The organism is Mycobacterium sp. TH-M106, from assembly GCF_057473765.1.
In genome coordinates, this window is sequence record NZ_JBYCLE010000382.1 from 1 (window position 1) to 8,078 (window position 8,078).

Here is an 8,078-nt window from a genome sequence, read left to right on the forward strand (position 1 = left end):
CGCGTCGACGACGCCCGCCGCGACGGCGATGCGATCCTGGCCGTGATCGCCGGCAGCGCGGTCAACCACGACGGCCGCTCGAACGGCCTGCTGGCGCCCAACCCGGACGCGCAGGCGGAGGTGTTGCGCAAGGCGTATCACGACGCCGGCATCGACCCGCGCACCGTCGACTACATCGAAGCGCACGGCACCGGCACCATCCTCGGCGACCCGATCGAGGCCGACGCGCTGGGCCGGGTGGTCGGGCGGGGCCGCCCCGCCGACAAACCGGTGCTGCTGGGCGCGGTGAAATCCAATGTGGGACACCTGGAGTCGGCGGCCGGTGCGGCCAGCCTGGCCAAGATGGTGCTGGCGCTGGCCCATGACAAGATCCCGCCGTCGATCAACTACGCCGGGCCCAACCCCTACATCGACTTCGACGCGGTGCATCTGCGCGTCGCCGACACCGTCACCGAGTGGCCGCGCTACAGCGGGTACGCGATCACGGGTGTGTCCGGTTTCGGGTTCGGCGGCGCGAACGCGCACCTGGTGCTGCGCGAGGTGCTGCCGCACGACGTGCTGGAAAAACCGGCGCGAGAACCCGAATCCGAGCCGGTCGAGGAGCAGCCCGCCGAAGAGGCTGCGCCGACGGAGTACGTGGGCGGGGTGCGCTTCGACAGCTACGGCGAGTTCATCGATGAGGCGTCTTGGCAGCAGGTCGAGCCCGAGCTGCCGGGGCTGACCGACGAGGCGTTGCGGCTTAAGGAGATTGCGCTGCAGGATTTGGCTTCGCAGCAGGCTCCGACTCCCGTTGTCCCGCTGGCGGTGTCGGCATTTCTGACCTCCCGCAAGAAGGCCGCCGCCGCCGAGCTGGCCGACTGGATCGACAGCGAAGAGGGCCGCTCGTCGTCGCTGGAGTCGATCGGACGCGCGCTGTCTAGGCGCAACCACGGCCGTTCCCGCGCGGTGGTGCTGGCCCACGACCACGACGAGGCGATCGCCGGACTGCGCGCGCTCGCCGAGGGCAAGCAGAAGCCGAACGTCTACACCGCGGACGGCCCGGAGACCAGCGGCCCGGTATGGGTGCTGGCCGGGTTCGGCGCGCAGCACCGCAAGATGGGCAAAAACCTCTACCTGCGTGACCCGGTCTTCGCCGAATGGATCGACAAGATCGACGCGCTGATCCAAGACGAGCGCGGCGTCTCGATCCTGGAGATGATCCTCGACGACGCGGTGGACTACACCGCCGACACTGTCGAATACCCCATCGAGGCCGTCCAGTTGGTGATCTTCGCGATCCAGATCGCGCTCGGTGAGCTGCTCAGGGCGCACGGCGCCAAACCGGCCGCGGTGATCGGCCAGTCGCTGGGTGAGCCGGGTGCGGCCTACTTCGCCGGCGGGCTGTCGCTGCGCGACACCGTCCGGGTCGTCTGCTCGCGCGCCCGGTTGATGGGCGAGGGCGAGGCGATGCTGTTCGGCGAGTACATCCGGTTGATGGCGCTGGTGGAGTACTCCGCCGAGGAGATCGCAGCAGCGTTCTCCGATTTCCCCGACCTGGAGGTGTGCGTGTACGCCGCGCCGAACCAGACCGTGATTGGCGGCCCGCCCGAACAGGTGGACGCGATCATCGCCCGCTGCGAAGCCGAAGGACGCTTCGCCCGCAAGTTTGCGACCAAGGGCGCCAGCCACACCGCCCAGATGGATCCGTTGCTAGGCGAATTCACCGCGGACCTGGCCGGCATCGACCCGCAACCGCTGAGCTGCGGCTACTTCTCCACGGTGCACGAGGGCAGCTACCTGCGGCCCGGCGGTGAGCCCATCCACGACGTCGCCTACTGGAAGAAAGGCCTGCGACACAGCGTCTACTTCACCCACGGTGTGCGTCACGCCGTCGAGGCCGGGCACACCACGTTTGTGGAGCTGGCCCCCAACCCGGTGGCGTTGATGCAGGTGGGTCTGACCACCGCCGCCGCCGGCCTGCCGGATGCGCAGCTGATCGCCACCCTGGCCCGCAAGGCCGACGAGGTCGACTCGATGACCATGACGATGGCGCAGCTCTACGTCGGCGGCCACGACCTGGACTTTCGCACCCTGTTCCCGCGCCGGGCCGCAGGACCGGTCGGTCCGGAGGAGTTCGCCGACATCCCGGCGACGAAGTTCAAGCGCAAACAGCACTGGCTGGACGCGCACTTCTCCGGCGATGCTTCCGGGATCATGCCTGGTTCGCACGTGGGGCTGCCGGACGGCCGTCACGTCTGGGAGTTCGCGCCGCGCGGTCCGGCCGACCTGGCTGAATTGGTGAAATCCGCTGCGGCTGTTGTGGTTCCGGATGCATCCGTGGTGGCCGCCGAGCAGCGCGCGGTGCCCACCGAGGGTGCCCGGCTGGTGACGACGCTGACCCGGCATCCCGGTGGTGCGGCGGTGCAGGTGCACGCTCGCGTCGAGGAGTCGTTCACCCTGGTCTACGACGCGCTGGTATCTCGGAACGGGTCCGCCGGTGTGCTGCCGGTTGCGGCGGGGGCAGGTGTCGCCGTCGAGGCCGAGACCGCCCAGGACACTGAGGCCGCTCAGGACACTGAGGCGTCCGACGCCGAGATCCTGCACGACAACCTGACCGCGGGCGTCGGGTTGGCCGCGGGTTTCGCCAAGTGGTCGCCGGAATCCGGGGAGACCGTCGGGCAGCGGCTGGGCGCCATCGTCGGCACCGCGATGGGATACGAGCCCGAAGACCTGCCGTGGGAGGTGCCGCTCATCGAACTGGGCCTGGACTCGCTGATGGCGGTGCGGATCAAAAACCGCGTCGAGTACGACTTCGACATGCCCCCCATCCAGCTGACGGCGGTGCGGGACGCGAACCTGTACCACGTCGAGGAGATGATCACCTACGCGGTCGAGCACCGCGACGAGGTGCAGGCTCTCCACGAGCACCAGCAGACGCAGACCGCCGAGGAGATCGCCGCCGAACAGGCCGCCATGCTGGCCGCCGCGAAGGCGAGCGCTGACCGCTCCGGCCCGGCGCCGGTTCCGCCGCCGGTTCCGCCGCCGCCGACCGATCCCTCCGGACCGGCGGTGCCCGCTGCGGCCGCCCCGGCCGGGGTGGCCGGGGTGGCCGGGGTGCTCAACCAGGAGGCTGTCGCGAAGGCGCTCAACGCCGACGTGCCGCCGCGCGATGCCGCCGAGCGGATCACCTTCGCCACCTGGGCGATCGTCACCGGGACGTCGCCAGGTGGCATCTTCAACACCCTGCCCGCCCTCGACGACGACACCGCTGCCAAGGTGGCGCAGCGGCTCTCCGAGCGGACAGACAACACAGTCGGCACCGTCACCGCCGAAGACGTCAAGGCTGCGACCACCATCGAGGCGCTGGCCACCACCGTGCGGGGATTCCTGGAGGCCGGTGAGCTGGACGGGTTCGTGCGCACCCTGCGGGCACCGCAAGAGGGTTCGAAACAGCTGCCGGTCTTCGTTTTTCACCCGGCGGGCGGATCGACGGTGGTGTACCAGCCGCTGCTGGCGCGGCTGCCGGCCGACACCCCGATGTACGGCTTCGAACGGATCGAGGGCTCCATCGAGGAGCGGGCCGCGCAGTACGTGCCCAAGCTGCTGGAGATCGCCGGCAACGGCCCGTTCATCTTGGCCGGCTGGTCGCTGGGTGGTGCGCTGGCCTACGCCTGCGCGATCGGGCTGCGGCGTGCCGGTGCCGACGTCGCCTTCGTCGGTCTGATCGACGCGGTGCGGCCCGGTGAGGAGATCCCGCAGACCAAAGAGGAGACCCGGGCTCGGTGGGACCGCTACGCCCGCTTCGCGGAGCGTACGTTCAACGTCGAGATCCCCGAAATCCCCTACGAGGAGCTGGAGAAGCTGGATGACGCGGGCCAGGTGCAGTTCGTGCTGGACGCGATCAAGGCCAGCGGCGTGGACATCCCGGGCGGGATCGTCGAGCACCAGCGCACGTCGTATCTGGACCAGCGGATGATCGACACCGCCGAGATCGCGCCCTACGACGGTCACGTCACGTTGTATATGGCCGACCGCTACCACGATGACGCGATCACCTTCGAGCCGCGCTACGCCACCCGCAAACCGGACGGCGGCTGGGGCGCCTACGTCGCCGACCTGGAGGTGGTGCCGGTCGGCGGCGAACACATCCAGGTGATCGACGAGCCGATCATCGCCACGGTCGGCGCACACATGAGCGAGGCGATCGAGCGCATCCAAGCCGGCAGCCGGCAGGAAGCGGTCCAGTGAGCACCAAGACCAGCGCCGAGATGCTGGCCGAGCTGCGCGAGAAGCTGGAGCTGGCCGCCGAACCCGGCGGTGAGAAGGCCGTCGCCAAGCGGGCCAAGAAAGGCATCCCCAGTGCCCGCAGCCGCATTCACGCGCTGCTGGATCCCGGCACCTTCTTAGAGATCGGCGCGCTGTGCAAGACGCCGGGCGATCCGAATGCGCTGTACGGCGACGGTGTGGTGACCGGCCACGGCCGGATCAACGGCCGCCCGGTGGGGGTGTTCAGCCACGACCAGACGGTGTTCCAGGGCTCAGTGGGGGAGATGTTCGGCCGCAAGGTGGCCAAGCTGATGGAGTGGGTGGCGATGATCGGCTGCCCGATCGTCGGCATCAACGACTCGGCCGGCGCCCGCATCCAGGACGCGGTGACCTCGCTGGCCTGGTACGCCGAGCTGGCCCGCCGCCACGAGATGCTGCGCGGGTTGGTGCCGGAGGTCTCCGTCATCTTGGGCAAATGTGCTGGCGGCGCGGTGTATTCGCCGATCCAGACCGATCTGGTGGTGGCGGTGCGCGACCAGGGCTACATGTTCATCACCGGGCCCGACGTGATCAAGGACGTCACCGGTGAGGACGTCAGCCTCGACGAGCTCGGCGGTGCCGACAACCAGGCTCGCTACGGCAACATCCACCAGGTGGTGGAGGATGAAGCCGCGGCCTTTCAGTATGTTCGTGATTACCTGTCGTTCCTGCCCGGCAATACCTGGGATGACCCGCCGATCGTCAACCCGGGGCTGGAGCCGGAGATCACCGATTCCGACCTGGAGCTGGACAGCATCGTTCCGGACGCCGACAACACCGCCTACGACATGCACGAGATCCTGCTGCGGATCTTCGACGATGGGGACATCCTCGACGTCGCCGCGCAGCGCGGCCAGGCGATGATCACCGCGTTCGCCCGGGTCGACGGGCGTCCGGTCGGGGTGATCGCCAACCAGCCGATGGTGCTGTCGGGTTCGATCGACAACGAGGCGTCCGACAAGGCGGCTGGCTTCATCCGGTTCTGCGACTCCTACAATCTGCCTTTGGTTTTCGTGGTCGACACGCCCGGTGCGCTGCCCGGTGTGGAGCAGGAGAAGGGCGGCATCATCAAGCGGGGAGGCCGCTTCTTCAACGCCCTCGTCGAGGCCGACGTGCCTAAGGTGACTGTCATCGTCCGCAAGGCCTACGGCGGCGGCTACGCGATTATGGGCTGCAAACAGTTGTCTGCCGACCTGAACTTCGCATGGCCGACGGCCCGTATCGCGGTGATCGGCGCCGAGGGTGCGGCGCAGCTGCTGATGAAACGCTTCCCGGATCCGAACGCGCCGGAGGCGCAACAGGTCAAGCGCGACTTCATCGAGGGCTACAACCTCAACATGGCGATCCCGTGGACCGCCGCCGAGCGCGGCTACATCGACGGCGTCATCCAGCCGCACGAAACCCGGCTGCTGCTGCGAAAGTCGCTGCATTTGCTGCGCGACAAGCAGCGGTACCCGCTCCGCGTGCAGCGCAAGCACGGCCTGACGCCCATCTAGTCCCGCGGCCCAAGGCCCCTGGGCGAGCATGCACAAAATCGCACGATCGCGCGCGATTTTGTGCGATTTTCTGCATGCTCGCGGGGGGCTGGCGGGGGACGGCGGGGGTCAGGCGGCCCGGGCGAGGTGGTCGCGGATGCGGTCGGCCATGCGAGCGGGGTAGCGACGGACGTCGTCGACAATGATCGGGATCACCGTCCAGCCCATCTCCTGGATTCCGGCCAGCCGCACCCTGTCGCGCAGCATCTCGTCCGGTCCGGCATGCCAGAGGATGCTTTCGTACTCGGCCACCACACGCTGCGCCGGCCAGGCGAAGTCAACCCGCCACAGTTCGCCGTTGCGGCCGCGGATCTCGTATTGGAGCTCGGGCAGCGGCAAACCGTAGTCGATCATCACTAGCCGTGCTTCGCTCTCCATCGGCGATTCAGCCCTGCCGTCGGCGTAGGGCAGCAGGTCGCGCACCGCCACGATGCCGCGTCGTCCCCGCTGCTGCAGTAGGGCAGTCTCGAGTTCGCGCCGCGTACACGATCCGGAGTGCAGGGCGGCGTCCAGGGTGGCCAGTGCGCGCGGCCGGCGCAGTTCGCGGGCCACCTCCACCGCGGTCCACGCCGGGGCCGTCGCGATCCGGCTGGCCACCTGACGCAGCTCGGCGCCGGTGCGCTGGTGAACCATCAGGCCGGTGGTCGGCCGCAGCTGTGTTCCGGGATCCAGCACATGGACGGTGCCGGTGCCCTCAGTGTCTTCGGTGTCGAAGCCGTACAACGTCGCGGCGGTTCCCATGCAGGCGACCACATGCTCCCCCGCGAAGATGTCGAGTGCCGCCAACCGGCCGAGCAGGTCGGGCTCGGCAGCGGCGTAGACGCCGTGCCAGACCCGGACCAGTCCGCCGTTTCGGACTTGGACGTCGAGCTGCTGGCGGGTCATCACGGTGAGCAACTGTGCGGCGGTGGCGAACCCGCCGGCCTCCTCCAGCAGTGCCAGCGCATCGGTGTACACGTCGCAAGAATGTGGCCGCGACGCGCGATGAGCCAGTCACCCCTGGGGATGACGCGCCGAGCATGCACAAAATCGCACTCGCGAGGCCCGGAGAGTGCGATTTTCTGCATGCTCGCGGGCGCGGGCGGGGGGGTGGGGGGGAGCTACGGTTTGATGCGGATGTCGCCCGGTGACCACCAGCCGCTGCGGGTGGCGGTGCCCAGCTCGATGTCGGCCGGGGAAGCCGTCACGATCGTGTCGAACTTGCGCAGCGAACCCCAGTCGCGGCCCCAGTCCTTCGACAGGTAGGTTGCCAGCACGTGCGCGCGCAGCAGCAGGTCGGTGACGCCCAGCAGCCCGCCGTTCTCGCCGTCCTCCCAGGTGTCGGTGTCCTGCTTTTTGGCCAGGTAGTCCGGGGTGATGCGGAATTTCGGGATCTGCGTGACGCCGTTGGCATGCAGCATCGGCTGCTGGCAGGGGAAGGCCAGCCCGACCGCCCAGTCCATCAGCACCGGCTGCGTGGAGCCGACGTAGTCCTGCAGCGACGCCAGCTCGGGCACCCGCGGCGGGGTCAGCGCGATCCAGTCCCGAGGGGTCAGTGAGAGATCCTCGGCGACCACCCGCACCACGGTCGCCTCGGCCGGGATCTGTGAGCGCGGGTAGCGCAGGTTGCGCCAGGCCTTGGGCCACTCGCCGAAGAGGTCGTAGGGTGCTAGCCGCCCGCCCGCGACGGAGATTCCGTCCGGCCCGGGCAGGCCGTATTCCAGCAGCACGCTCTGGCCGGAGGTGTGACCGTTGAGGATGCTGTATCCGGCGATGGCGCCGGCTGCGGTCACCACCACCAGCGGGTGCGCGTCGTCAGGCGGCGGCAGCGCATACCACGCCGAGATGAGCCGGCTCGGCTGCTGGACGTTGGTCGTGTAGGTGCCGGCCAGCGGAACCCGGGCCGGATCCAGCCCGTAGGGCAGCGGCACGGTCGAGCCGTTGACACCCGGCGTCTTCAGCTTGGTGGGTGCGTGCCAGTCGTCGTCGATACCGGGTTTGGGGATCGTCTCCCGGACCGCTTCGGCGACGGTGTGGTCGGGCACCCCGTTGGGGGTGAACCCGACCGGGTCGACGCCGCCCAACGGCCCCAGCTGCCCATACATGCCGGGCAGCGGGGTCAGCGCGCCGGCGTTGGGGTCCGGTTCGACGAGCACGTCGTCGGCCAGGCCGCAGCCGCCGGACAGCGAACGCAGGTTGGCCAGGCCGTTGGAGTAGGTGGGGTACTGGCGCACGATCCCGGCCACCATCGACGCGACGAACACCGCCACCATGAACCCG

General features: G+C 69.0%; 4 protein-coding genes. 2 read left to right on the forward strand and 2 right to left on the reverse strand.

Translation table 11 applies throughout. The features are described 5' to 3' along the window. Together AC2VOP_RS13655 and AC2VOP_RS13660 are read left to right on the forward strand one after the other, a co-directional pair. Nucleotides 1-4,227: acyltransferase domain-containing protein (locus tag AC2VOP_RS13655; protein ID WP_486961466.1), on the forward strand; the 4,227-nt coding region annotated here is incomplete at its 5' end. Between the two features lie 20 nt (nucleotides 4,228-4,247). After that, nucleotides 4,248-5,780, forward strand: coding sequence for an acyl-CoA carboxylase subunit beta (locus tag AC2VOP_RS13660; RefSeq protein ID WP_486961469.1), 1,533 nt, complete (start codon nucleotides 4,248-4,250; stop codon nucleotides 5,778-5,780). 108 nt (nucleotides 5,781-5,888) lie between these two features. On the opposite strand, the gene AC2VOP_RS13665 is transcribed toward AC2VOP_RS13660, so the two are convergent. Both AC2VOP_RS13665 and AC2VOP_RS13670 read right to left on the reverse strand, forming a co-directional pair. Continuing rightward, entirely contained in the window at nucleotides 5,889-6,776 is an 888-nt protein-coding gene (locus AC2VOP_RS13665; RefSeq protein WP_486961467.1) for a hypothetical protein, read from the reverse strand. A gap of 143 nt (nucleotides 6,777-6,919) precedes the next feature. Then, nucleotides 6,920-8,078: arabinosyltransferase C-terminal domain-containing protein (locus AC2VOP_RS13670; protein WP_486961468.1), on the reverse strand; the 1,159-nt coding region annotated here is incomplete at its 5' end.

Excerpts from the sequence above, each read along its gene's own strand:
- AC2VOP_RS13660 (WP_486961469.1), top strand. The coding sequence starts at position 4,248 with ATGCTGGCCGAGCTGCGCGAGAAGCTGGAGCTGGCCGCCGAACCCGGC.